The organism is Citrobacter sp. RHBSTW-00859, assembly GCF_013729795.1.
Classification (GTDB): domain Bacteria; phylum Pseudomonadota; class Gammaproteobacteria; order Enterobacterales; family Enterobacteriaceae; genus Citrobacter; species Citrobacter braakii.
In genome coordinates, this window is the sequence record NZ_CP056284.1 from 3,802,267 (window position 1) to 3,824,916 (window position 22,650).

Genomic DNA, 22,650 nt, shown 5'->3' on the forward strand with positions numbered 1-22,650 from the left:
ATTTATCTGACCTGTGATAAATATCGGGCTGTTATTATTTTTCAGGCATATTGGCATGAAGAAAATAACAGCCGCGTAATAAGATGCAAATCAAATACACCAAATCTGAATAGCGCTAGCATATCCCGGTGATGACGCCTTCTGAATGCAGAAGGGGAAATATGAGGGATACTATAAAACCATGAACGGGAAGATGAGAACGCGCTGGCAGCGCCGCCCAGGCACGACCGGGGGTAAACTGCCGTGGAATGACTGGCGCAACGCCAGCAGCTGGCGAAAAGCCACCCAGTTTCTCCTGCTGGCTATCAATATTTATATTGGCGTGGCGTTCTGGTATTGGGTCCGCTATTTCGAAACCGCCGGCACCAGCGTTTATATTCCAAGGCCCGGCGGTATTGAGGGATGGCTGCCGATAGCGGGTTTGATGAATTTCCGCTATACGCTAGAGACCGGTTTTCTTCCGCCTATCCATGCCGCCTCAATGCTGCTGTTAGTTGCGTTTATCCTGATTAGCCTGTTGTTAAAAAAAGCTTTCTGTTCATGGTTATGCCCGGTGGGGACGCTTTCCGAACTGCTCGGTAATCTGGGGAGAAAATTATTCGGTCGTAACTTTACGCTGCCGCGCTGGCTGGATATCCCGCTGCTCAGCCTGAAGTATCTGCTGCTGGGGTTTTTCTTGTATATCGCCCTGTCGATGCCCGCCCAGGGGATTCAGTACTTTCTGACGTCAGCCTATGGAATCATCATCGATGTGAAGATGCTCGATTTCTTTCGCCATATTGGCTCCGCCACGCTCATCTCCGTGGTGGTTATCAGCCTCCTGAGCCTGTTTATTCGCAACGCCTGGTGTCGTTATCTGTGCCCTTACGGCGCACTGCTTGGTCTGTTCTCGCTGTTCTCGCCGTTTAAAATCCGCCGCAACGCCGACAGTTGCATTGATTGCGGGAAATGCGCGAAAAATTGCCCATCGAAAATCCCGGTAGACAGACTGATTCAGGTGCGTACTGTGGAATGCACTGGCTGCATGACGTGTGTTGAATCCTGCCCGGTGGCTTCAACGCTGAGCTTTTCCCTGCAGACACCGCCGGGTGCAAAAGGCAGCGGTAAAACGTTATGGCGACAAACGGCACTGTCGGGTGTTGCCATGACAATACTGGTACTGGGGATTCTGTTTGCCACCATTGGTTATGCGGTATATGCCAATGTCTGGGATACGCCGGTGCCGGATCACCTGTATTTCCAGTTGATCCCGAAAGCAAAAATGATCGGCCATTAATTCTTTACCAGTATGTTCAAAACCCCTGCCAATTCTGGCAGGGTTTCCTGCCTGTAACGCCATTTTAAGACTATTGCACTTGTGTCATCGTGTCCCCGTTTATACAACCTTAAATATCACCCGTAATCATTTTTTTATTATGTTATGGGCGACTGGGACCACAATAATGAACGGGATAACATCATGACTAAAATAAAACTGGCGCTGCTTTTACCTCTGTTTCTGGCGGGTTGTACGGTGAGCGATGGAGAATTAAGAAACGCTTACGCTCAGCGTTATCAGCAGCCCGCCGCTTATGTCGATATCTATAAACAGAAAATAGCAGGCATGGATATTAATGCGCTGGCCCAATATGCCGCAGCAGAAGATAGGAAAAAAATGCGTGGGCAGCCAAGACTGAAAATCGACGAATTCATTACCATTGAAAATGTGCAGGCGAAAGGAAATCGGGTGGTCTACGATTACTCGCTGTCCGAGAGCTGGCTGGCGCTGTCCGCAGATAAACAGCGTGAAAAGCAGACCAATATGAATAAAGACCTGATCTATCGTACCTGCTCGCTGGAAACGGTACGTCTGGCGCAGGCGAAAGGGTTGGAAGAAGAGCATAACTATTACAGCCAGTACCCAGACAAAGTCGCCTTTACCCTGAGAACCAGCGCGCAGATTTGTATGCAAAACGGTTTTACACAATAACCGCAATCCCCCAGCCTGATGGCGCTGCGCTTATCAGGCCTACAATTTGCACGCAACTGTAGGCTTGATAAGGTGCCAGCGCCGCCATCCGGCTAAAAAACGATACTCAGAACTTCCATGAAACGCTGCCGACAATGCTACGCTCGGCACCGAAGTAGCAGTATGAGAGCGAATTACAAGCCGCAACGTAGCGCTTGTCGGTCAGGTTGTTGACGTTCAACTGAGCGCTCAACCCTTTAATACCGATATTCGTTAAGTCGTAGCCAATTGCCATATCCACCAGCGTGTAGGACGGCAGAGTGTGAGTGTTCAGGCGATCGCTGGCAATACCGTTGCCATAACGCACGCCTGAGCCCAGCGTCAGGCCATCCAGCGGACCGCTTTTCACATCGTAGCTCAGCCAGGTACTGGCCTGGTTACGCGGCGCGTACACTGCGCGCTTACCCTGCTCTTCCGGGCTGCTTTTCTTATAGCGAATGTCGGTATAGGTATACGCCGCCTGCAGACGGAAGCTCTCCGTCAGTTGGCTAATGGCCTCCAGCTCTACCCCTTCAGACTCAATTTCCCCAATCGAGCGGTACGGATCGGTCGGCTCTTCTTTGGTGGCGATATTCGTCTGATTGATACGGAATACCGACGCGCTGAACTGACTGTTGAGTCCTTCCGGCTCATATTTCAGCCCGGCTTCCCACTGCTTGCCTTTCATCGGATCCAGCAGATTGCCGTTCTCATCGGCAAAGCTGGTTGGCGTAAAGGCGGTGGAATAACTCACATATGGCGCAAAGCCGTTATCGAACAAATAGAGCAGCGCAGCACGGGTGCTGAAGTTGTTTTTATCCAGATCGCTGCGGGTATCGTTGATCTTATCAATGTTAGAAACGCTGACCTGATCGTAGCGACCGCCGAGCGTAATACGCCAGCGATCCCATGACATCTGATCCTGCAAATAGTAGCCTGTCTGGCGCAGCTTGTGCTTCTCACGCGCATACATGTTGATGTAATCAGGCTGCGCGCCGTATACCGGGTTAAAGGCGTCAATCGGCGGGAATGCACCGTAGTAACCGGTGGTATTGTTGCTGCGATCCTGATAGTCGATCCCCACCAGCACACGGTGGTTGACCTGCCAGGTATCAAAGCTGCCGTCGAGTTGGTTATCCAGCGTAATCGCTGACATTTTTTCATCGGAGCCGGAGTAGCCGCGGTTAAGCTCGGTTTCATTCAGCCAGCCCGCCGCATACACCTGATTCAGCTCAACGTCGGTATGCAGGTAGCGCAGTTTTTGCCGCACCGACCAGCCGTTATCAAACAGGTGCTCAACGTTGTAGCCCACCATGTTTTCACGGCGATCGTATTTGTCGTAATCATCCTCGCCTTCGTAAAAAGTGTTGGAGATCTTTTGCCCGTAATGTGGAACCACGGTGCCGTCATACGGCAGACCGGAGTGGCTTCCGCCTTCCGGGTCACGGTGCAGATAAGCCATCAGATCCAGACGCGTCTGGTCGGTGATGCGCCAGGTCAGGCTGGGCATCATCGCATAACGTTCTTCTTTCAATGGACCAAACTGCGAGTCTGCGTAACGCGTCATTCCACTCAGTCGTGCCGCCACGCGATCGTTATCATCCAGCGCCCCAGTGACGTCAAACGCCGCGCCGCGCTGGTTATTGTTGCCAGCAAACAGTTTCACTTCTCCGCCGGCATCAAACGACGGCTTACGTGATGTCAGCGCGACAATACCGCCCGGAGAAGAACGGCCATACAGTACGGAAGCCGGGCCGCGTACCACTTCGATATCTTCGAGGAACCACGGATCGACCACCAGCGAGCTGTGTGAGTTGGTGTCCCCCATCATCTTCAGGCCATCGAGATAGACGTTGTCCAGGCTACCATCCGAGAAACCACGCAGCACAATATAGTCAAAGCGGTTGGAGGCACCAATCTGATTGCTGTACACCCCCGGCGTATAGCTTACGGCCTGGCGCACGCTGGTTGCGCCCTGCTCTTCAAACTGTTCACGGGTAATGATCGATACCGACTGAGGCGTTTCAATATCCGGCGTGGCGAGCTTCGTGGCCCCGCTTTGCATTTGCGAGGTGACAACCACCGTATCGTTTTTTGTTGTTTCCTGCGCCAGCAGTGGAAAAGCCACGCTACCGGTCACCCATCCCACCACTAGCGCCAACCGAGTCTTCGCGAACATGAATATCTCCAAAGGCATGTCTAATTGTAAGTGAGAATTATTACCTTTTTGCTAACGGAGATAGCTATGCAGGATGCCAGGTTGCCTATGCGCAGTGCCAAATTGTCGGGAAGGCACGTGCGAAAAACGTAAAAATGGATTAGCAAAGTTTGAGCACATCGCCAGGCGAAAAGCCGTAACGACGCCGAAATGCGGTAGAGAAGTTGGTAGCATGTTGATAACCCGACATCCAGGCCGCCTGCTGTACGCTGTATCCTTCCAGTAAATAGCCGCGCGCGCGTTCCAGACGGCAATCACGCAGGTAGTCAAAGACGGAACAGCCATAGGCCGCACGGAACTTGCTGCGCAGGCTGCTGGGGCTCATCGCCGCGCGTTGGGCCAGGGCATTGAGGGTGTAGTCATTCTCGGGACTCTGCTCCAGAAGACGACGAACGACCTCCAGCCGCTGCTGTTCACCGCTTGCCGCAAGCCGCTTGCCACTCTCAACCTGACACACGCTGAGGCCATGGCCGAACAGTTGTAATATCAGCCCTTCCAGCATCAGTTGGCGAGAAACATGGCCGATCGTGCTCCGCTGCGCATACTGCAGGCCGCTGAGTAAAAACCCCGGCACCTGCCAGATAAGCGTCGGCGTTTCGCATCTTTCCCACTCACGCATCAACGATTCGAGCAACCCCGTGCGCCACGCGCCGTCGGGATACAGACCGAGCGATAACGTGCGCAGTTTGCAGTCAGCATGATGGCGGGCACGCATCGTCTGATGCTCGCTCAGGCGTGAGCTAAACGCCATCCCGGAACGTACCACATGCTCCTGCCCGTTGAGCGTCAGGATGACGCAGCCTTCCAGAACCACCAGCATATACAGAGGACTGCTGTGGCGGGAGGTGGTTTCGTAGGGTTGTAGCACCTGCACATCAGAGTGCGTGACACACATCCCGCAGGGGAGCGTCATCTCCTCAACCTCACCCTGCAGAACGGGGCTGCAAGACGACAAATCCGGCTTTTGCGCCAGCAGTGGAAAGCGGTAATCGATCCCGTAACGCTCACCAAAATCCATAAACTCGCTGACGGAGAAGGTGCGGGCTACGCGTCTGGACGTATTCAGGGCGGTGGTGTTGTTCATGCTGTCTTCTGCACAGGAAATGGGATTAACGGTTGATAACTGAAGCAACATTACCATTACCTGTACAACACAACAATAATAATGAGAATTATTATCAACATGACGGATGCGATTTCAAATCGCGCTGGAGAACGTCATTCCCGATATTCTTCTCGCGCAGCTCATCAGGCAACATTGACGCCTGATGAGCTGCGGTCTGTGAGCCGTGTGCAGCTCAACCTTTCTCACTGTCATAAACGGGCACGTCAAACGCACCACGATACCCGCCGAGTTTGTACTCTACTTATTATGCTGAAGGCTGGTTTTCCTCCACCTGGAACACCGCCACAGCCTGGGATAGCATTGCCGACTGCTCTTCCACACTGCCTGTCGTGGCGGCTATCTCCTCAACCAGCGAGGCGTTTTGCTGAGTCACTTGCTCCATTTGTGTTACCGCAACCCGGATCTGTTCGATGCCGCGACTCTGTTCCCCTGAGGCTCCAGAGATATCTTCCATTAAGACATTAATGTTGCGTATTGCCTTCGCAATATCCGCCATCATGGCGCCACTGTTTTCGGCTATCTCTACCCCTTCCTTGACGCTAATTGCCGCTTTGGCAACCAGTTCACTGATTTCTTTCGCCGAGGAGGCGCTGCGCTGGGCAAGCGTTCGGACTTCACTCGCCACAACGGCAAACCCACGCCCGGACTCACCAGCGCGTGCGGCTTCCACCGCCGCGTTTAATGCCAGGATATTGGTTTGAAAAGCAATACTATCAATAACATTGGATATTTCGTTCACGCCTTGCGCATTACGGCTGATCAGGTGAATTTTCTCAACCATATCACTCATTAAACGCTCGCCACGCAATGCCATTTCCGTACTTTCGCTGGTCATGACGGATGCCTGATGTGACTTATCAGTATTATTTTTTGTTGTGACTGAAATCTGCTCCATACTGGCCGCCGTTTCAACGACTGCCGCAGCTTGCTGTTCCGTTCTGGTTGATAAATCGGAATTACCGGAAGCAATTTCCTGCATACCGATATTAATAGACTCAACGCCATCGCGAATAGTGCTGACAGTCTCCCGCAGGCCTTTTTGCATATTATGCAAATTTAAGCACAGTATGCCGATTTCATTGTTACCCGATACCTTAACAGGATGGCTGAGATCGCCTTTACCAATCCGCGCAAAATGCTCAGAAACGATTTTTAAAGGCTGAATGATGGTCCGGTTCAACCAGAAATTACAGATAAAGAAGATAAGTACCGTAATGACCAGGATCACGGATACTTTCAGGATCGAGGTATTAAACTGAACGTGTGTTTGTGCAACGATCTTCTCACCAATCAGCATTGTTGATTTGTAATAATTCGTCACTTCGTTATCGAAATTTTTGCGAGCCGCGAGCAGTTCCGCATTAGCATTTTCTTGTGCATTAATAATACCGTTGCTGGAAAGCGTCTGATTTAATGTATCAATAGACTTTTGCTCAGCATTCATTTGTTGCTCAAAAGCCGTTCTGATGACTTTACCGATTTGCGGATCGTCAGCCGTCAATCCAGGAATACCCCAGAAAATATCGAACTGTTTTCTGGCATACGCCATCTGATCTTGCATTTGATTCACTGTCTGTCGGGCATCGGTCGCATTATGTTGTTGAATATTATCACGAACGCTTCTGACTTTATAAACAGCCTCAACGACCTTATGCAGGGTATCCTGCTCCTTAATGATGTTATGTAGTAATAACGTATTTTTTTGATTTCCTTTGAGATCAACTAACTCAAATCCATTGGAAAAGAACTGCATGAAGGTAAATAACAACAGCAATAATAACAGGCTGGTTTTAATTCTCATATTCTTTAACATTTAAACATCTCCATAACAATAAAAATCCTCTACGACTTAATTGTTATCGACACATCACGCAATACCTTAACCTGTAAAATGGTTAATTATTAGAAAGTTTCCACATTCATTCTTAGGTAATAAATTAATTACTCACGGGGACATACTGCGATAAACAGCAGCCCTCTAACATTGGCAAAAATAAGGCCAAAACCATTCAACATTAATATTATTTATGGATATAAACGGTAATGTCTTTCTGACTATCGACAGGCACCCGCACCCAGGACAACGAATCGACGGTGATCGGTGCCATTTCATTTTCTAAACGTAACAACGGCGTGCTGGCGTCTGGCACACCTGTACTTTCAGTTATCTCGAGAATGCCCCGAAAAGAAATGGACACACTGTCTGGAATATCAGACAACCTTATCCATTCGTTGGCAATCACTAACTTTCGAGTAAACATTCGCTGTCCTTGGCGCGTGGTTTCTATCCGATAAATTTACAAGTTGATCAATCTATTCTTTGCATTAACAGCACATTGTTCACATCGTCAGTTAAGCATTACTTACCAGAAGAAAATGGAAGTGATAAAACTCATTTGAAACGTGCTTTACAAATTCAGCCGGAAGGTTATGTTTAATGAACGTTAACTTTGCAAACTCAACATCGCCATATACCCGGATACAGAAGGGTTTGACAATCTCACCCTGCACGCCAAAACACGCCTGCAGCCGAGTGTCATCCATAAAAATAAAATTACCTTCTCTTACCTTAATCTTTTCATGCAGATCTCGCCATTTCTCTGGCGTAAGCAGAAAGCTTTCCCAGCCATTATTTCTCAACACCTCAATCGTATGAGTAAACTTAAAATAGTCGTTTTGCATCGATACATCGCCACTCGAAGTCGAGTATAGATATTCTATTTTAAATTTAAGTTGTGCATTGAGGCTTTTTTTCTTGCCTTCATCAATTAGCCATTGAAGTTCATTGACTACGTTCCTTGAGAAGAGTTTTCTTTTTTTAGCGATGGCCAGCCATTGCATAATAAAAAGATGCTCTGACATTTTAGAATGAATCTTACGGTCCCGTATTGCGATACCAATTGCTACCAATGCACTCCAGGTAAACGCTTCCAGGTCATCCTGATAATGGTGTCGTAACGTACTAACTTTTCCTGAATCCCTTACCACTTAAACCTGCCCAAATAAATCATTATTACATGTAAATCTTGCATTATTTCATTTTAAAAAATACTACAACTAAAAACATCAAAATATGATCCAGATTAATTAATCCCTATGTAATAAAATTGCAAACTTAACACATCACTCTTATTAATCATTGATACCCGGATGGCTCAGCGATAAATAATAAGAATTATACGATAAAGATAAAAACTAATAATACTCACAGGTTATCAATTCCACCTACTGTTAAAAATATGATCATCATAAAACTTCAAAAATTGCTGATTAGAAGAAATATCCTGATAGTTTTAACCAGACACCCCAGACAAACACCCATTTCAACGCTAAACAGCCATTAAACATCCTAATGGAATCGCATTTTATCCTCCGCTGAGCGACAGACAGCCTCACAGCAGCAGGCAAGGCTTTTTATACAGGTATCAGTAATATTAACGCTTTTAAATTTTGCCTAATTCAAAAAGCCAACATCCGGATTCAATGAACCGGAGGTTGGCTTGTCGCTGGTACGGTTAATAGAAAATACCAATGATCAGGGTGTGAGTAACGAACCCCACAATCAGCGGTACGGCGGTACGCTTCACCACATCGAATGGGGTTATTTTCGCTCCGCTGGAAACGGCAATCACGACGCCGGATACCGGTGAAATGGCCCGTCCCATATGCGATGCCTGCTGCATCGGCAGGATCATGGCAACGGCGTTAGCGCCCATACTGGCGGCAATTTGCGGGATGAGCTCAACGAAGGCGAGGAATGGCGCATTCCCCGACCCCTGAAGTGGCACACTGAATTTGGCCACCTGAACAGAGGTGATATGCTCACCTCAGAACAACACAGGTGCTCCAATGAAAAAAAGAAATTTCAGCGCAGAGTTTAAACGCGAATCCGCTCAACTGGTTGTTGACCAGAACTACACGGTGGCAGATGCCGCCAAAGCTATGGATGTTGGCCTTTCCACAATGACAAGATGGGTCAAACAACTGCGTGATGAGCGTCAGGGCAAAACACCAAAAGCCTCTCCGATAACACCAGAACAAATCGAAATACGTGAGCTGAGGAAAAAGCTACAACGCATTGAAATGGAGAATGAAATATTAAAAAAGGCTACTGTAGATTCAATCTGTCAATGCAACACCCCTTTCAATTATCTCTTTCGGTGTTTTGAACTTCAGTGTCTTTCTCGGTCTGTTGTTTAGCTGAGCAGCAACCAGATCTAGTTCATGTTGAGTATATTGGGCAAGACATGTCTTTTTAGGAAAGTACTGCCGAATTAGCCCATTTGTGTTCTCATTTGTTCCCCGCTGCCAAGGACTCTGAGGATCGCAGAAGTAAACTTTAACGCCGGTGCTGACAGTAAATTCTAGATGTCTGGCCAGTTCCATTCCTCTGTCCCATGTCAGTGATTTTCTGAGTTCTGACGGTAAACTCAGGAATTTGTCGGTAAGAGCCTGATTTACTGAGACAGAATCTTTGCCCCTGAGTCTAAGGATGATCGTATAACGTGATTTTCGGTCTACAAGTGTGGCTATATGAGAGTTTTTTGTACCTGAGACTAAATCGCCCTCCCAATGCCCCAGAGAGCGTCTGTTATCGATATTTCGGGAACGTTCGTGAATTGGTGTTCCGTTCACTATGTTAATCGTACCTCTTTCGCCTTTGCGGGTATGACGCCTGCCATGGCGAAGGCTATGCGACCGTCGCAGATGCTGTATATTCAGGTGGTGTAGCGCTTCACGGCTACGAAAGTACAGCGTTTTATAAATTGTCTCAGGTGATATTCGCAGCGTTTTTTGACGTGGTTTTGTTCGCCTTAACCATCCTGATATTTGCTCTGGAGACCATTTCATCTCCAGCTTTTCCAGAACAAGCTTTCGCAATGGTAAATTTTGATCCAGTAAGCACGGTTTTGGCCTTTTCGCCATTCTGTTGGCTCGGTTATTAGCATCAACAGCTTTGTAATAGCGTCTGCCCCGATTACGCTGAACTTCACGTGAGATCGTCGAAGGACTGCGATTCAGCGCAGTAGCTATCGCACGAATGCTCATTTTGGCTGACAAACCAGCTCGTATCTCCTCGCGCTCAGACAGTGTCAGGTGAGCTACAGCCCGCTTACGCTCATGGGGTTTTATGCCGCCAGTATCCCTTAACATAGTGAAGATCGTTCCGGGTTTTGAACCCAGGATATTCGCTATTTCACTGAAGCCTGTTCCGTTCTTCCATAGTTCAAAAACAGAGGCTTTTTCCTCTGCTGTAAATGTTCGTCTCATTCAAAAAACCTCCGCAACCCCATGTTTTCACATAACTGTTGCGTTGACCAATTGAATCTACAACCGCGCTCTTGATGTCAGACTCCCTGAACAGTTCTCGATAATCGGGAAACTCAGAGCGCATTATCCTGTGGTCACACTCTGCCATGTGTTCGGGGTTCATCGCAGCAGCTACAGATACTGGAAAAACCGTCCTGAAAAACCAGACGGCAGACGGGCTGTATTACGCAGTCAGGTACTTGAGCTACATGGCATCAGCCACGGTTCGGCCGGAGCAAGAAGCATCGCCACAATGGCAACCCGGAGAGGCTACCAGATGGGACGCTGGCTTGCTGGCAGGCTCATGAAAGAGCTGGGGCTGGTCAGCTGTCAGCAGCCGACTCACCGGTATAAACGTGGTGGTCATGAACATGTTGCTATCCCTAACTACCTTGAACGGCAGTTCGCCGTGACCGAGCCAAATCAGGTGTGGTGCGGTGATGTGACCTATATCTGGACGGGTAAGCGCTGGGCGTACCTCGCCGTTGTTCTCGACCTGTTCGCAAGAAAACCAGTGGGCTGGGCCATGTCGTTCTCGCCGGACAGCAGGCTCACCATGAAAGCGCTGGAAATGGCATGGGAAACCCGTGGTAAGCCCGGCGGGGTGATGTTCCACAGCGATCAGGGCAGTCATTATACGAGCAGGCAGTTCCGGCAGTTATTGTGGCGATACCAGATCAGGCAGAGTATGAGCCGGCGCGGAAATTGCTGGGATAACAGCCCAATGGAACGCTTCTTCAGAAGTCTGAAGAACGAATGGATACCGGTGGTGGGTTACGTAAGCTTCAGCGAGGCAGCTCACGCCATAACGGATTATATCGTTGGATATTACAGCGCACTAAGACCGCACGAATATAACGGTGGGTTACCCCCAAACGAATCGGAAAATCGATACTGGAAAAACTCTAACTCGGTGGCCAGTTTTTGTTGACCACTTCACAGAGAGTATTATGAACAGAGAGGTGGCGATAATACGGGCGAGAAAAAAGATGTTCTGTGAAGCTAACTAACTGTTCAACAGAATGCGTCATTCTTATCATTTTGGTCGTTCACTATTAAAAAGTTAGCAAGAGGCAATTCTGATTTAGCGCAAAATGTTAACCAGAGAAATCCCAATGCAAAGCTACTATTTTTAATGGTTTTGTCAACAGCCGGTGCACCCCAGAAGCGACATGCATGGTCATTATTTATACATTGATGCTAATGGCGCGCAAGTGATAAGTTATTTAGATGATTTATTTGCGTTAAGGAAAGTGCGAATAAGCAGGTCATTTCTTCCCAAGCTGACTCGCTGATTAAAATTTCGCGGATCTGGGCCGATTTTTTTCCCGCAAACACATCGAATCAGCCTATTTAGGCTATTTTTTCCACCATTTCTGGCGTTATTTCCGGTTTTTACTGAGATCTCTCCCACTGACGTATCATTTGGTCCACCCGAAACAGGTTGGCCAGGGTGAATAACATCGCCAGTTGGTTATCGTTTTTCAGCAGCCCCTTGTATCTGGCTTTCACGAAGCCGAACTGCCGCTTGATGATGCGAAACGGGTGCTCCACCCTGGCACGGATGCTGGCTTTCATGTATTCGATGTTGATGGCCGTTTTGTTCTTGCGCGGATGCTGCTTCAAGGTTTTTACCTTGCCGGGACGCTCGGCGATCAGCCAGTCCACATCCACCTCGGCCAGCTCCTCGCGCTGTGGCTCTCCTTGGTAGCCGGCATCGGCTGAGACAAATTGCTCCTCTCTATGAAGCAGATTACCCAGCTGATTGAGGTCATGCTCGTTGGCCTCGGTGGTGACTAGGCTGTGGGTCAGGCCACTCTTGGCATCGACACCAATGTGGGCCTTCATGCCAAAGTGCCACTGATTGCCTTTCTTGGTCTGATGCATCTCCGGATCGCGTTGCTGCTCTTTGTTCTTGGTCGAGCTGGGTGCCTCAATGATGGTGGCATCGACCAAGGTGCCTTGAGTCATCATGACGCCTGCTTCGGCCAGCCAGCGATTGATGGTCTTGAACAATTGGCGGGCCAGTTGATGCTGCTCCAGCAGGTGGCGGAAATTCATGATGGTGGTGCGGTCCGGCAGGGCGCTATCCAGGGATAATCGGGCAAACAGGCGCATGGAGGCGATTTCGTACAGGGCATCTTCCATGGCACCGTCGCTCAGGTTGTACCAATGCTGCATGCAGTGAATACGCAGCATGGTCTCCAGCGGATAGGGCCGTCGGCCATTGCCCGCCTTGGGATAAAACGGCTCGATGACAGCGGTCATATTCTGCCATGGCAGAATCTGCTCCATGCGGGAGAGGAAAATCTCTTTTCGGGTCTGACGGCGCTTAGTGCTGAATTCACTATCGGCGAAGGTGAGTTGATGGCTCATGATGTCCCTCTGGGATGCGCTCCGGATGAATATGATGATCTCATATCAGGAACTTGTTCGCACCTTCCCAAGAGAACGCAACAGCGCACTTGCTTTGCCACAGTTGAATTTTGTGCCGTAACGATGTGCAAGCATGTAAGCATAAGGAGTCAAGGTATAGCGTGTTACTTAGTTACTCGGATTAACAATCCCAACGTACAGAGCGGCGGATTTACAGAGTCAGCGCAGTCCCTGCTCCGGCAGTCAGTGGCTGGCGGCGTACTGAAGCAAACCATTATCGATACCGGCATCGGCGATACCATCGGCATGCTGATGTCACACGGCAATATTTCTCCCTACATCATGGCGTGGTTGATAACCGTGCTGATCCGTCTGGCAACGGGTCAGGGCGTGGTCTCAGCCATGACGGCGGCGGGGATTATTAGCGCAGCAATCCTCGACCCGGCAACCGGTCAACTGGTGGGCGTCGACCCGGCGTTGCTGGTGCTGGCAACAGCGGCTGGCTCCAACACGCTGACCCATATCAACGATGCTTCGTTCTGGCTGTTCAAAGGCTACTTTGATCTGTCGGTGAAGGATACGCTGAAAACCTGGGGTCTGCTGGAGCTGGTAAACTCCGTGGTTGGCCTGATAATCGTGTTGATCATCAGCATGATTGCATAACGTTGATACCGCTCTGGCCCACAGAGCCAGAGCGGTTTTCCATCCTGCCTCAACAATCCTCAATAATCAGATATACCGCCTTCACCGGACCATGCACCCCAACCACCTTGATAAGCTCAATATCCGCCGTCGAGCTGGGTCCACTGATGATATTAATGCACGATGGCATACGCTCACCGGCCTGTGCTTTCTGATGCAGTTTTTCTGCCAGCTGCGCCACGCGCGGCAGGATGGTGCTTTTACGCAGCACGAAAATAGAGGACTCCGGCAACAGGCTCAGGGAGCGCCCGCGCTCCGGTGCGGAAAACAGCACCACGCCGCCGGACTCGGTCAGGCCATATTCGGCATACACCACGCCGACTTTCGCCTGCTCGGCCTGGGTAATATTTTCGCTACCACGCGCCGGATCCCAGACCACGGCGTTGCATTCCTGCTGCAAGCGTTCGGTGATGCCCAGCTCCACCAGCCGGCTGTCGCCGCTCAGCACCACCGGCTGCTGACCCAATTCTTCGCACAGGCGCAGTGCCGCGTCTGCGGCCTGGTCCTCGCTGGTCAGTTCGCAGCGGGCCAGCATCACTTCGCTGGCAAACTGGATAAACGCAGAGCAGCGCTGCTCGGGGCTAAGCTCGGTCAGGCGCTCGTTGGCATAGTTGTTAACCGGTGCGGCATCCGCTTGCGGTTCGAAGCGCAGCGGGCGACCCAGCGCCTGGGCGATGGTGTTTAAAAACGCGGTACGGTTATCCATTCTTTTTCTCCTGCGCCTGATGTTTCTTAAACCAGCTGCGGAAGCTCTCGCCGTCAGCATCAGGCAGATCGCGCGCCTCCATCCAGTCACCAATCGCGCCAACCTTGAGCGGGGTTTTGCCGCCATTGATAAACCAGCTCGCCGCATGCGCGCCCGCCATCATCCCGACTTTCCACAGCCCCGGATGGCTATTGGCATAGGCGAACATCCTGATCGCCCGTCGCTCGGCTTTCGGCGTAATGCCCTCCTCGGCCATCACCCGGCGATGACGCAGGATCAGTTTTGACAACGGAATACGCACCGGGCAGACGCTGTCACAAGCCGTGCACAAAGAACAGGCGTACGGCAGGTCTTTAAAATCTTTATAGCCGCCGAGCAGCGGAGAAATCACCGCGCCGATAGGGCCGGGATAGATAGAGCCATAGCCGTGCCCGCCGATGTGGCGGTACGCCGGACAGGTGTTCATACAGGCTCCGCAGCGGATGCAGCGCAGCACATCGCGAAACTCTGAGCCCAGCACCTGCGAGCGACCGTTATCGACAATCACCAGATGGAACTCTTCCGGTCCGTCAACGTTGTCCGCCTCACGCGGGCCGGTCAGCCAGGTGTTGTAGCCCGTCAGACGTGCGCCCACGGCGCTGCGCGCCAGCATGGTAATCAGCACATCCACCTCGGCAAAGGTCGGCGCGATACGCTCCATGCCCATCACCGCAATGTGCGTTTTCGGTAGCGTGGTGCACATGCGCGCGTTGCCTTCGTTGGTCACCAGACACACCGAGCCGGTTTCCGCCACGGCAAAGTTACAGCCGGTAATACCGATTTCGGCACTGAGGAAATCCTCGCGGATCTTCTGACGAATGAACAAGGTCATAGCTTCCGGGGTTTCCGGGCCGTCGTACCCCAGACGTTCGTTCAGCACGCGGCGGATCTGGTAGCGATCTTTATGAATCGCCGGAACCACGACGTGCGAAGGCGGATCCTGATCCAACTGCAGGATATATTCCCCGAGATCGGTTTCGATCACCTGGATTCCGGCATCCTGCAACACATGGTTGACGCCGATTTCTTCGGTCACCATCGACTTGGACTTCACCACCTTCTGCGCATTTTTACTCTGCGCGACCTGCAAAATGTAGCGAGTGGCATCTTCTTTGGTTTTGGCGAAATAGACGTGTCCGCCGTTTTCCGTCACTTTCTCGGAGAGTTGGTACAGGTAAGCGTCGAGGTTGCTCAGAACGTGATCGCGGATCTGGCTGGCACGATCGCGCCATTCTTCCCAGTGGCCTAACTCATCGACCATTTTTTGCCGATTCGCGCCGATACGCTCCTGCGCATTAGCCACGGCTTTGCGCATAATCGGATCTTCTATCTGCTGACGAATACGCAGTTTAAATTCTACATCGCTGGTTTTTATCGACATCTCTTTCCCCTCAGCGGCTCATCAGCACTTCAGCAATATGCATCACTTTGACCGGCTGGCCTTCCCGTTGCAGTCGACCGCCAATGTTCAGCAGGCAGCTAACGTCTGCGCCAATCAAAAATTCCGGCTTTGCGTCCATCAGATGTAATACTTTCTCTTTCACCATCTCACCGGATATCTCGGCCATCTTGACCGAGAACGTCCCGCCAAAGCCGCAACAGGTATCCTGATCGGCAAACGTCAACAGCTCCAGTCCGCGCACGTTTTTCAGCAGCGTAAGCGGCTCTTCCTTCACTCCCAGTTTGCGGGTCAGGCTACAGGAAGGATGATACACAGCGCGGCCCTGCAGGCTGGCACCAACGTCCACCACACCCAGTTTGTTGACGATAAAGGAGGTGAGATCCTGCATACGCGCGGAAACTTTCTCAGCACGCAGCGCCCATTCCGGTTCATCGGCCAGATACGTCGGGTAGCTTTTAACCGCGTAGGTGCAGGAGCCCGCCGGGGAGATAATCGGATCGTCGTTGTCTTCCAGCGCGGCGATCAGGTTTTTCATCCCGGGGATCGCCTCTTTGATGTAACCGCTGTTGATGGCTGGCTGACCGCAACACCCTTGCTTCTCGGGGAAATTAACGCGACAACCCAGTTTTTCCAGCAGCAATACGGAGTCTCGTGCCATCCGTGATTTCAGTGCGTCACCAATACAGGTAACAAAGAAATTTACATTCACAATAACTACTCCATTGCTTCATTTCTGTTTATTGCGCTTGATATCGCGATATCAAACAAATGTTCATTCGTATTTCATGCCCAGTTTTTATGTTTGCTGGTTTTACCAATACCTGGGTTCATAGTGTTGGTCGGATCATTTTCCTGATAAAAACGTGCCAAATTTTCCGGCGCTTTATACAGATGGCCGACATTGTGTTCCGCCGGATATTGCGCTCCGCGTTGGCGCAGTAATTCCAGCATCTGTTCTTTTAACGCGTGGGCATCTACGCCTTTTTTAACGATATAATCCTGATGGAATACATGGCACATAAAATGGCCGTAATAGAGTTTATGCACCAACTGACTGTCAATTTCCGCCGGTAAATGCTCATACCATTCGGTATCATTGCGGCGTAATGCAATATCCAGCGCGAGAATATCCTCAACCTCGTCAGAATGAACGGCCTGATAACGAATGGCAGCACCCGCGGCGGCAAAACGATGCAGAAACGCCTTACTGCCCTCTTCCGCGGTACAGGTAAAGAACGCGCCCTCGGCCGATTTAAAATAGTCCGTTAACCATGCCTGGGCTTCGGTCACACCCTCACCGGACATTTTCAACATCAGATGGTGTTCATAGTTATCGCGCCAGGTCTTCATCCGCGCCGGGAGATGGCTCGGGAACAGATGGCTAAAAGCCTGCATCGCGCGGTCGGTAAAGTGCGGGCGAAAGATCTTCACCTTCTCAAGTATGGCCTCGGTACGCCCCTTCAGGTTGAAGAAGAACGGCATTTTGTCCGTGCCAAGTTTGTCGATCATCAGGAAGGTATCTTTGCTGTATTTCTCTGCAATATCATAGATATCGCGGTGCATATACTCCCCAGCAACCGGCAGGTTTGTAAAATTCGCCAGGATGTGGCGGCGAATCTCAGTCAGGACATCAGTCTGATTGGTACCGATATAAAAGACCTGCTGGTTCTTCTCGGCTTCAAAGGTATCCAGACGTACGGCAAACACCGCTAACTTGCCCGCACAGCCAGAGGATTCAAACAGGCGATCCGGGTCAGCGTTGTAACGTGCTGGCGTGTCGGCATTGATGTCCCGCACGCGGCTAACATAGTCGTGATCGTGCGCGTGACGCCCGTCATGGTTGACGAGCACGGCTTCAATCGCATTGTTATCCAGCCGGGCAAGGATTTGCTCTGGCGTCTGACCTAGCTCAATGCCGAGGTGATTGACCAGCTGCAAGCGTCCCTGTTCATCAATACGGGCAAACAGCGACATCTCGGTATAAGCCGGGCCACGCTGGACCAGAGAACCGCCGGAGTTATTACAGATACCGCCGATAACCGACGCGCCGATGCACGAAGAGCCAATCACCGAATGCGGCTCACGGCCAAACGGCTTCAGCGCCTTTTCCAGCGAATACAGCGTGGTGCCCGGATAAGCCAGCACCTGCTTACCCTCATCCAGCACATGCAGACTGTCCAGCCGCAGCGTGCTGATAATGACGATCTCGCGGTCGTAATCATTACCATTGGGCGTCGAACCCTCAGTCAGGCCAGTGTTCGACGCCTGCATCAGGATTATTTTATCGGCCTCAACGCAGGCGCTAAGGACTTTCCAGAGTTCAAGCAAAGAGCCGGGGATAACCACCGCCAGAGCATCACCCTGACCCGAGCGAAAACCCTTACGGTAACGCGCAGTTTTTGACGGTTCGGTGAGGATATGAGCAGGGCCAACCAATTGGGTAAGAGTTGTCAAAAAGGTCTTATTATCAGTATGTTTCATGGAGGGCGGCTCTCCGCTCCTTATATCAGGGCCAGTGAAAATGGCCATAAGTTCATTTGTACGACAAAACAGAATATTCCCTCAATCAATATCCACATGCAATACCCCATTTTATTTCTTTCGGCACCGCTCACATTTTGTAATGAAATTACCACTACCACATAATTCATACTCCGTTCTTTTACTGGATGCCAAAACGCTTATTTCATTTATTGCAAAGACCATTTCATACCTATTAATGATTAACTCTAATGGGTATTATTATATTTAGTGGTTATTCATATTTAATAAAAAAATAACATTATTTATACAATTATTAACCTTTGTAACTTTATTTTACTGAAGCGATTCAGTTTGCATTTTTTATTTTATTATTAAGGTAGCCTCCTTCCCCCTAAATATAGTTAAGTCTAAAAAAGTAAATCGGGAATTGTAATGCACGAATATTTAATGTTTGCTCTGGCACTCTCTCCTTTGCTGCTGATGGTATTTTTAATACTGAAATTAAAAATGCCCATCCATTATTCCGTACTGATCTCTTTGGTATTCACCGCTGCACTATCGGCAATATTCTGGGAAATGCCCACACAGAATCTGAAAGCCGCGATAGGCTATGGTGCACTGAAGGGACTATGGCCGATCGTAATTGTTATCCTCGGCGCTATCTTCAGTTATAACGTCATGCAGGCGACCAAAGCGCTGGATATTCTGCGCGATATTCTCGCCAGCATTAGCGAAGATAAGCGTATTCAGGTGCTGCTGATTTCATGGTGTTTTGGTGGATTTCTTGAAGCCGCTGCGGGCTATGGCACGGCGGTCGCTATTCCGATCGGTATTCTCATTGCGCTGGGATTCAACCCGTTGAAGGCGGCGATTGCTTCCCTCGTAGCAAATACCGTTCCGACCGCATTTGGCGCGGTTGGGATCCCGGTTTCTATTCTGGCAGAGCAGGTTAATCTGCCGGTTTATACCTTAGGCGGAACCATTATTTTGCAGCTCGCGCTGTTTAATATCCTGCTGCCGTTTGTGATTGTCTGCATTATTGGCGGTGGCCTGAAAGCCATTCGCGGCGTATTTCTGATCACGTTGATTTGCGGCATTTCCACGCTGGTTCCGCAATATTTTGTCGCCATCCATCTTGGCGCGGAATTACCCGCCTTTGCCGGTAGCCTGGTCAGCCTGTTTGCCGTGGCGATGGTCAGTCGCCTGCGCAAAGGGAAAACCGATCCCGAGTGGCGCATTGAGGTCAGCCATACCCGCGAAACCACGCCGCGCTCGGCAAAAGTGTTGTTCCGGGTTGGCTCTATTTATCTGTTTATTTTTGTGTTTATCCTGCTGTGTTCGCCGCTGTTCCCGACAATAAAAGGCGCGGCATCCCAACTGGCTTCGGTGCTGCATTTCACGTTGGCTGACGGCAAAACGATGGCGCTGAAAGTTGAATGGGCGACCACACCGGGGATGCTGATCATCTTTGCGACCATTATCGGCGGTTTTATTCAGGGAGCGTCCGCACGTGGGATGCTGGAAGTATTTATCAAAACGATTTTCCAGCTTAAAAACTCTATCGTCGCAATTATGGCGATCGTCGCGCTGGCCACGGTGATGGATCTCAGCGGGATTATCTCCACGCTGGCCCAGTCGATTGTCGATCTGACCGGCAGCTCGTACGTCTTCCTCGCCCCGGTGATTGGCGCGCTGGGCACGTTCGTGACCGGCAGTGATACCAACTCGAACATTCTGTTCGGCAAGCTGCAAACCATTGCCGCCAGCAAGTTACATATCGATCCTAACTGGCTGGCGGCGGCCAATACCTCTGGCGCTACGGGGGGGAAAATGATTTCGCCGCAAAGCATCGCCATCGCGGTTTCTGCCACCAAAATGGACGGTCAGGCCAACCAGATTATGTCTGGCACCATGAAATACTGCTGCGCCTACATTGTGATCCTCGGCCTGAAAGTCGGTCTGTTTTATTACTGGTTTATGGCGTAAACCATTGTCAACCCCGTCAAATTCGCGGCAATCGAATTTGACGACATAGTGACCAAAAAGGTTTACACCGCCCCGGGAACGGAACGAGGCAACAGACTTTACGATTTGTCGGCGCTGACTAAAATAGCGCCGATGTTTCAAATCGAGGATTGTTGTTATGTTGTTCTGGAAAAAGATGGTGAAGAAGTTCGACGCCTTTTCCGGTGATGCTGCCAACTTACTGATTTAGTGTATGATGGTGTTTTTGAGGTGCTCCAGTGGCTTCTGTTTCTATCAGATGTCCTTCCTGCTCCGCTACTGAAGGCGTGGTGCGTAACGGCAAAAGCACTGCCGGACATCAGCGCTATCTCTGCTCTCATTGCCGTAAAACATGGCAACTACAGTTCACTTACACCGCCTCTCAGCCCGGTACGCACCAGAAAATCATTGATATGGCCATGAATGGCGTCGGATGTCGCGCCAGTGCACGCATTATGGGCGTTGGCCTCAACACGGTTTTACGTCACTTAAAAAACTCAGGCCGCAGTCGGTAACCTCGCGCATACAACCGGGCAGTGATGTGATTGTCTGCGCTGAAATGGACGAACAGTGGGGCTACGTCGGTGCTAAATCACGTCAGCGCTGGCTGTTTTACGCGTATGACAGGATACGGAGGACGGTTGTGGCGCACGTCTTCGGTGAACGCACTCTGGCCACACTGGAGCGTCTTCTGAGCCTGCTGTCGGCCTTTGAGGTCGTGGTATGGATGACGGATGGCTGGCCGCTGTATGAACCCCGCCTGAAGGGAAAGCTGCACGTTATCAGCAAGCGTTACACTCAGCGCATTGAGTGACATAACCTGAATCTGAGACAACATCTGGCAAGGCTGGGACGGAAGTCACTGTCGTTCTCAAAATCGGTGGAGCTGCATGACAAGGTCATCGGGCATTATCTGAACATAAAACACTATCAGTAAGTTAGAGTCATTACCTCGAGATGCGGCAAAGCCCTTGTTCCCCCTCTTTCAGGCAATCCGCACGCTGAACGGTACACCCATCAGTGTCATTTTATTCAACGCCTTCACCCGCGCCCTTGCCTCGCCCACCTGCGCATCGTAATCACGCAGCGACAACCGTTCTCCGAACTGCATCTTCATCCGCGACATCGCCGTTTCCGCCAACGAACGCAGATGGTAGCCGATTTTAAGGTGTATCACGGCGGCTCATACTCTCAATAAATCCCTGTTAGTAAATGCCCCTGTTATAGCTCATTCATTGCCTGAGCCAGCAGTCGCGCAGCTACCTCAAGCGCAGGGGATTGAAAAAATCTTCAGATATATATCATCACTCTGAACATACCCGACTAACGGCAGAATCTCACGACTCTGCCGTTTTTGTATTATTTTTCAGAGGAGTAGTAATGAAAAATTCTGAAGGTTTGAAGTCATTTCAGCAATCGCTTTCCGGCCTACCGCAGTGGGTAACAGAGCGGATTCTGCAACAAATTAACCAGTTAACTGACTACGAGCCAGTGATCGGCATTATGGGTAAGAGCGGTGCCGGTAAATCCTCACTCTGCAATGCCCTGTTTGCCAGTGAGGTATCACCGGTCAGCGATGTGGCCGCCTGCACCCGTGAACCTTTACGCTTTCGTCTGCAGGTTGGCGAGCGCTATATGACCGTCGTGGATTTACCCGGTGTAGGCGAAAGTGGCGCTCGCGATACCGAGTATGCTGCGCTGTATCGCGAACAACTCCCCCGGCTCGACCTGGTTCTGTGGCTGATTAAGGCCGATGACCGAGCGCTGGCGGTGGATGAGCACTTTTATCATCAGGTGATTGGGGAGGCATACCGGCATAAGGTGCTGTTTGTTATCAGCCAGTCGGATAAGGTCGAGCCCACCAGCGGTGGGGGGCCATTGTCCAAAGAGCAGAAGCAGAATATCAGCCGTAAAATCTGTCTGCTGCATGAGCTGTTCCAGCCCGTACATCCAGTGTGTGCCGTGTCGGTCCGTCTTCAGTGGGGACTGCGGGTGATGGCCGAGCGAATGATTAAGTGCCTGCCACGTGAGGCCACCAGCCCGGTGGTGTCGCAACTCCAGCCTTCCTTTCGCACGACGGTAGTCCGGGAACAGGCGCGTAGCGATTTTGGTGAAACCGTCGGTGCTGTACTCGATAGCATCAGTGCCTTTCCCCTGATACCCGCCCCGGTGCGGGCCGTCATTCAGGCCGTGCGCACCACCGTGGTGTCAGTGGCCCGTGCCGTCTGGGATTTCTTCTTCTGAGTATTTAACCCATCCCTGTTATTTCCCTAACCCTGTCGCCGATGCGACGGGG

The 22,650-nt window shown here is 50.6% G+C and carries 16 protein-coding genes and 8 pseudogenes; 8 read left to right on the forward strand and 16 right to left on the reverse strand.

Features of this window, described 5'->3' with window-relative positions:
* Positions 1-181: 181 nt before the first annotated feature.
* Positions 182-1,276 (forward strand): 4Fe-4S binding protein, encoded by a 1,095-nt coding sequence (locus HV302_RS19035; protein ID WP_094169206.1) that lies wholly within the window; start codon positions 182-184, stop codon positions 1,274-1,276.
* Between the two features lie 183 nt (positions 1,277-1,459).
* A complete protein-coding gene (locus HV302_RS19040) occupies positions 1,460-1,969 on the forward strand; it encodes a hypothetical protein (RefSeq protein WP_326928724.1) in 510 nt (169 codons plus the stop codon).
* A 106-nt stretch (positions 1,970-2,075) separates the two neighbouring features.
* On the opposite strand, the gene foxA is transcribed toward HV302_RS19040, so the two are convergent.
* The 7 genes and pseudogenes from foxA to HV302_RS19070 form a co-directional block, all read right to left on the reverse strand.
* A complete protein-coding gene (gene foxA, locus HV302_RS19045) occupies positions 2,076-4,184 on the reverse strand; it encodes a ferrioxamine B receptor FoxA (RefSeq protein ID WP_181626428.1) in 2,109 nt (702 codons plus the stop codon).
* Positions 4,185-4,305: 121 nt separating this feature from the next.
* The gene (locus tag HV302_RS19050) at positions 4,306-5,289 is read right to left on the reverse strand and encodes a helix-turn-helix transcriptional regulator (RefSeq protein ID WP_032931274.1); all 984 of its coding nucleotides are present in this window, start codon (positions 5,287-5,289) and stop codon (positions 4,306-4,308) included.
* A gap of 286 nt (positions 5,290-5,575) precedes the next feature.
* Positions 5,576-6,376 carry a methyl-accepting chemotaxis protein gene (locus tag HV302_RS28635; protein ID WP_441549293.1) on the reverse strand — a complete coding sequence of 267 codons (801 nt, stop codon included), beginning with the start codon at positions 6,374-6,376 and terminating at the stop codon, positions 5,576-5,578.
* Between the two features lie 39 nt (positions 6,377-6,415).
* Positions 6,416-7,144: pseudogene (locus HV302_RS28640) on the reverse strand (Tar ligand binding domain-containing protein); the annotation flags it as partial.
* 208 nt (positions 7,145-7,352) lie between these two features.
* Positions 7,353-7,592: a hypothetical protein gene (locus HV302_RS19060; RefSeq protein ID WP_046275631.1), complete on the reverse strand. Its 240-nt coding sequence runs from the start codon at positions 7,590-7,592 to the stop codon at positions 7,353-7,355.
* A 91-nt stretch (positions 7,593-7,683) separates the two neighbouring features.
* The gene (locus HV302_RS19065) at positions 7,684-8,241 is read right to left on the reverse strand and encodes a DUF2913 family protein (protein WP_230675897.1); all 558 of its coding nucleotides are present in this window, start codon (positions 8,239-8,241) and stop codon (positions 7,684-7,686) included.
* 605 nt (positions 8,242-8,846) lie between these two features.
* Positions 8,847-9,113: pseudogene (locus tag HV302_RS19070) on the reverse strand (C4-dicarboxylate transporter DcuC); the annotation flags it as partial.
* Between the two features lie 67 nt (positions 9,114-9,180).
* Here HV302_RS19070 and HV302_RS19075 point away from each other — a divergent pair.
* Positions 9,181-9,438 (forward strand): annotated as a pseudogene (locus HV302_RS19075) (IS3 family transposase); the annotation flags it as partial.
* Between the two features lie 12 nt (positions 9,439-9,450).
* Here HV302_RS19075 and HV302_RS19080 read toward each other — a convergent pair.
* Together HV302_RS19080 and HV302_RS28370 are read right to left on the reverse strand one after the other, a co-directional pair.
* Positions 9,451-10,602 carry an IS30-like element IS30 family transposase gene (locus tag HV302_RS19080; RefSeq protein ID WP_001254932.1) on the reverse strand — a complete coding sequence of 384 codons (1,152 nt, stop codon included), beginning with the start codon at positions 10,600-10,602 and terminating at the stop codon, positions 9,451-9,453.
* Positions 10,599-10,679 (reverse strand): annotated as a pseudogene (locus HV302_RS28370) (hypothetical protein); the annotation flags it as partial. The pseudogene HV302_RS28370 and the gene HV302_RS19080, both read right to left, overlap by 4 nt.
* Between HV302_RS28370 and HV302_RS19085 the strand changes: the two are divergent.
* A pseudogene (locus HV302_RS19085) lies at positions 10,667-11,572 on the forward strand (IS3-like element IS911 family transposase); the annotation flags it as partial. The pseudogenes HV302_RS28370 and HV302_RS19085 overlap by 13 nt on opposite strands.
* Before the next feature lie 291 nt (positions 11,573-11,863).
* On the opposite strand, the gene HV302_RS28375 reads toward HV302_RS19085, so the two are convergent.
* Together HV302_RS28375 and HV302_RS19090 are read right to left on the reverse strand one after the other, a co-directional pair.
* Complete coding sequence (locus HV302_RS28375; protein WP_307721834.1) at positions 11,864-12,055, reverse strand: hypothetical protein; 192 nt, start codon at positions 12,053-12,055, stop codon at positions 11,864-11,866.
* Positions 12,037-13,017, reverse strand: a complete 981-nt coding sequence (locus tag HV302_RS19090) for an IS5-like element ISKpn26 family transposase (protein ID WP_181626430.1) — start codon at positions 13,015-13,017, stop codon at positions 12,037-12,039. Before HV302_RS19090 ends, HV302_RS28375 begins: the two co-directional genes overlap by 19 nt.
* 249 nt (positions 13,018-13,266) lie before the next feature.
* Here HV302_RS19090 and HV302_RS19095 point away from each other — a divergent pair.
* Positions 13,267-13,680: pseudogene (locus HV302_RS19095) on the forward strand (GntT/GntP/DsdX family permease); the annotation flags it as partial.
* A gap of 49 nt (positions 13,681-13,729) precedes the next feature.
* Here the strand turns inward: HV302_RS19095 and HV302_RS19100 are convergent.
* From HV302_RS19100 to dld, 4 genes are all read right to left on the reverse strand, one after another.
* Positions 13,730-14,425 (reverse strand): LutC/YkgG family protein, encoded by a 696-nt coding sequence (locus tag HV302_RS19100; RefSeq protein ID WP_000370411.1) that lies wholly within the window; start codon positions 14,423-14,425, stop codon positions 13,730-13,732.
* Positions 14,418-15,845, reverse strand: coding sequence for a LutB/LldF family L-lactate oxidation iron-sulfur protein (locus HV302_RS19105; protein WP_023157193.1), 1,428 nt, complete (start codon positions 15,843-15,845; stop codon positions 14,418-14,420). The genes HV302_RS19100 and HV302_RS19105 overlap by 8 nt, the downstream gene beginning before the upstream one ends.
* 10 nt (positions 15,846-15,855) lie before the next feature.
* Positions 15,856-16,575 carry a (Fe-S)-binding protein gene (locus tag HV302_RS19110; protein ID WP_001102105.1) on the reverse strand — a complete coding sequence of 240 codons (720 nt, stop codon included), beginning with the start codon at positions 16,573-16,575 and terminating at the stop codon, positions 15,856-15,858.
* A gap of 74 nt (positions 16,576-16,649) precedes the next feature.
* Positions 16,650-18,395, reverse strand: coding sequence for a D-lactate dehydrogenase (gene dld, locus HV302_RS19115; RefSeq protein ID WP_170972936.1), 1,746 nt, complete (start codon positions 18,393-18,395; stop codon positions 16,650-16,652).
* A gap of 387 nt (positions 18,396-18,782) precedes the next feature.
* Here dld and HV302_RS19120 point away from each other — a divergent pair, with 387 nt between their 5' ends.
* Positions 18,783-20,336, forward strand: coding sequence for an L-lactate permease (locus HV302_RS19120; protein ID WP_000545262.1), 1,554 nt, complete (start codon positions 18,783-18,785; stop codon positions 20,334-20,336).
* Between the two features lie 257 nt (positions 20,337-20,593).
* Positions 20,594-21,291, forward strand: a pseudogene (locus tag HV302_RS19125) (IS1 family transposase).
* A 48-nt stretch (positions 21,292-21,339) separates the two neighbouring features.
* Here HV302_RS19125 and HV302_RS19130 read toward each other — a convergent pair.
* A pseudogene (locus HV302_RS19130) lies at positions 21,340-21,519 on the reverse strand (IS5/IS1182 family transposase); the annotation flags it as partial.
* 215 nt (positions 21,520-21,734) lie between these two features.
* Here HV302_RS19130 and HV302_RS19135 point away from each other — a divergent pair.
* Positions 21,735-22,598: a GTPase family protein gene (locus HV302_RS19135; RefSeq protein WP_001581464.1), complete on the forward strand. Its 864-nt coding sequence runs from the start codon at positions 21,735-21,737 to the stop codon at positions 22,596-22,598.
* Positions 22,599-22,650: the final 52 nt, after the last annotated feature.

Bases quoted from the DNA above. Each gene is read 5' to 3' on its own strand.
- HV302_RS19035 (WP_094169206.1), top strand. From the start codon at position 182: ATGAACGGGAAGATGAGAACGCGCTGGCAGCGCCGCCCAGGCACGACC.
- HV302_RS19040 (WP_326928724.1), top strand. From the start codon at position 1,460: ATGACTAAAATAAAACTGGCGCTGCTTTTACCTCTGTTTCTGGCGGGT.
- foxA (WP_181626428.1), bottom strand. From the start codon at position 4,184: ATGCCTTTGGAGATATTCATGTTCGCGAAGACTCGGTTGGCGCTAGTG.
- HV302_RS19050 (WP_032931274.1), bottom strand. From the start codon at position 5,289: ATGAACAACACCACCGCCCTGAATACGTCCAGACGCGTAGCCCGCACC.
- HV302_RS28635 (WP_441549293.1), bottom strand. From the start codon at position 6,376: ATGCAAAAAGGCCTGCGGGAGACTGTCAGCACTATTCGCGATGGCGTT.
- HV302_RS19060 (WP_046275631.1), bottom strand. From the start codon at position 7,592: ATGTTTACTCGAAAGTTAGTGATTGCCAACGAATGGATAAGGTTGTCT.
- HV302_RS19080 (WP_001254932.1), bottom strand. From the start codon at position 10,602: ATGAGACGAACATTTACAGCAGAGGAAAAAGCCTCTGTTTTTGAACTA.
- HV302_RS19090 (WP_181626430.1), bottom strand. From the start codon at position 13,017: ATGAGCCATCAACTCACCTTCGCCGATAGTGAATTCAGCACTAAGCGC.
- HV302_RS19100 (WP_000370411.1), bottom strand. From the start codon at position 14,425: ATGGATAACCGTACCGCGTTTTTAAACACCATCGCCCAGGCGCTGGGT.
- HV302_RS19105 (WP_023157193.1), bottom strand. From the start codon at position 15,845: ATGTCGATAAAAACCAGCGATGTAGAATTTAAACTGCGTATTCGTCAG.
- dld (WP_170972936.1), bottom strand. From the start codon at position 18,395: ATGGCCATTTTCACTGGCCCTGATATAAGGAGCGGAGAGCCGCCCTCC.
- HV302_RS19120 (WP_000545262.1), top strand. From the start codon at position 18,783: ATGCACGAATATTTAATGTTTGCTCTGGCACTCTCTCCTTTGCTGCTG.
- HV302_RS19135 (WP_001581464.1), top strand. From the start codon at position 21,735: ATGAAAAATTCTGAAGGTTTGAAGTCATTTCAGCAATCGCTTTCCGGC.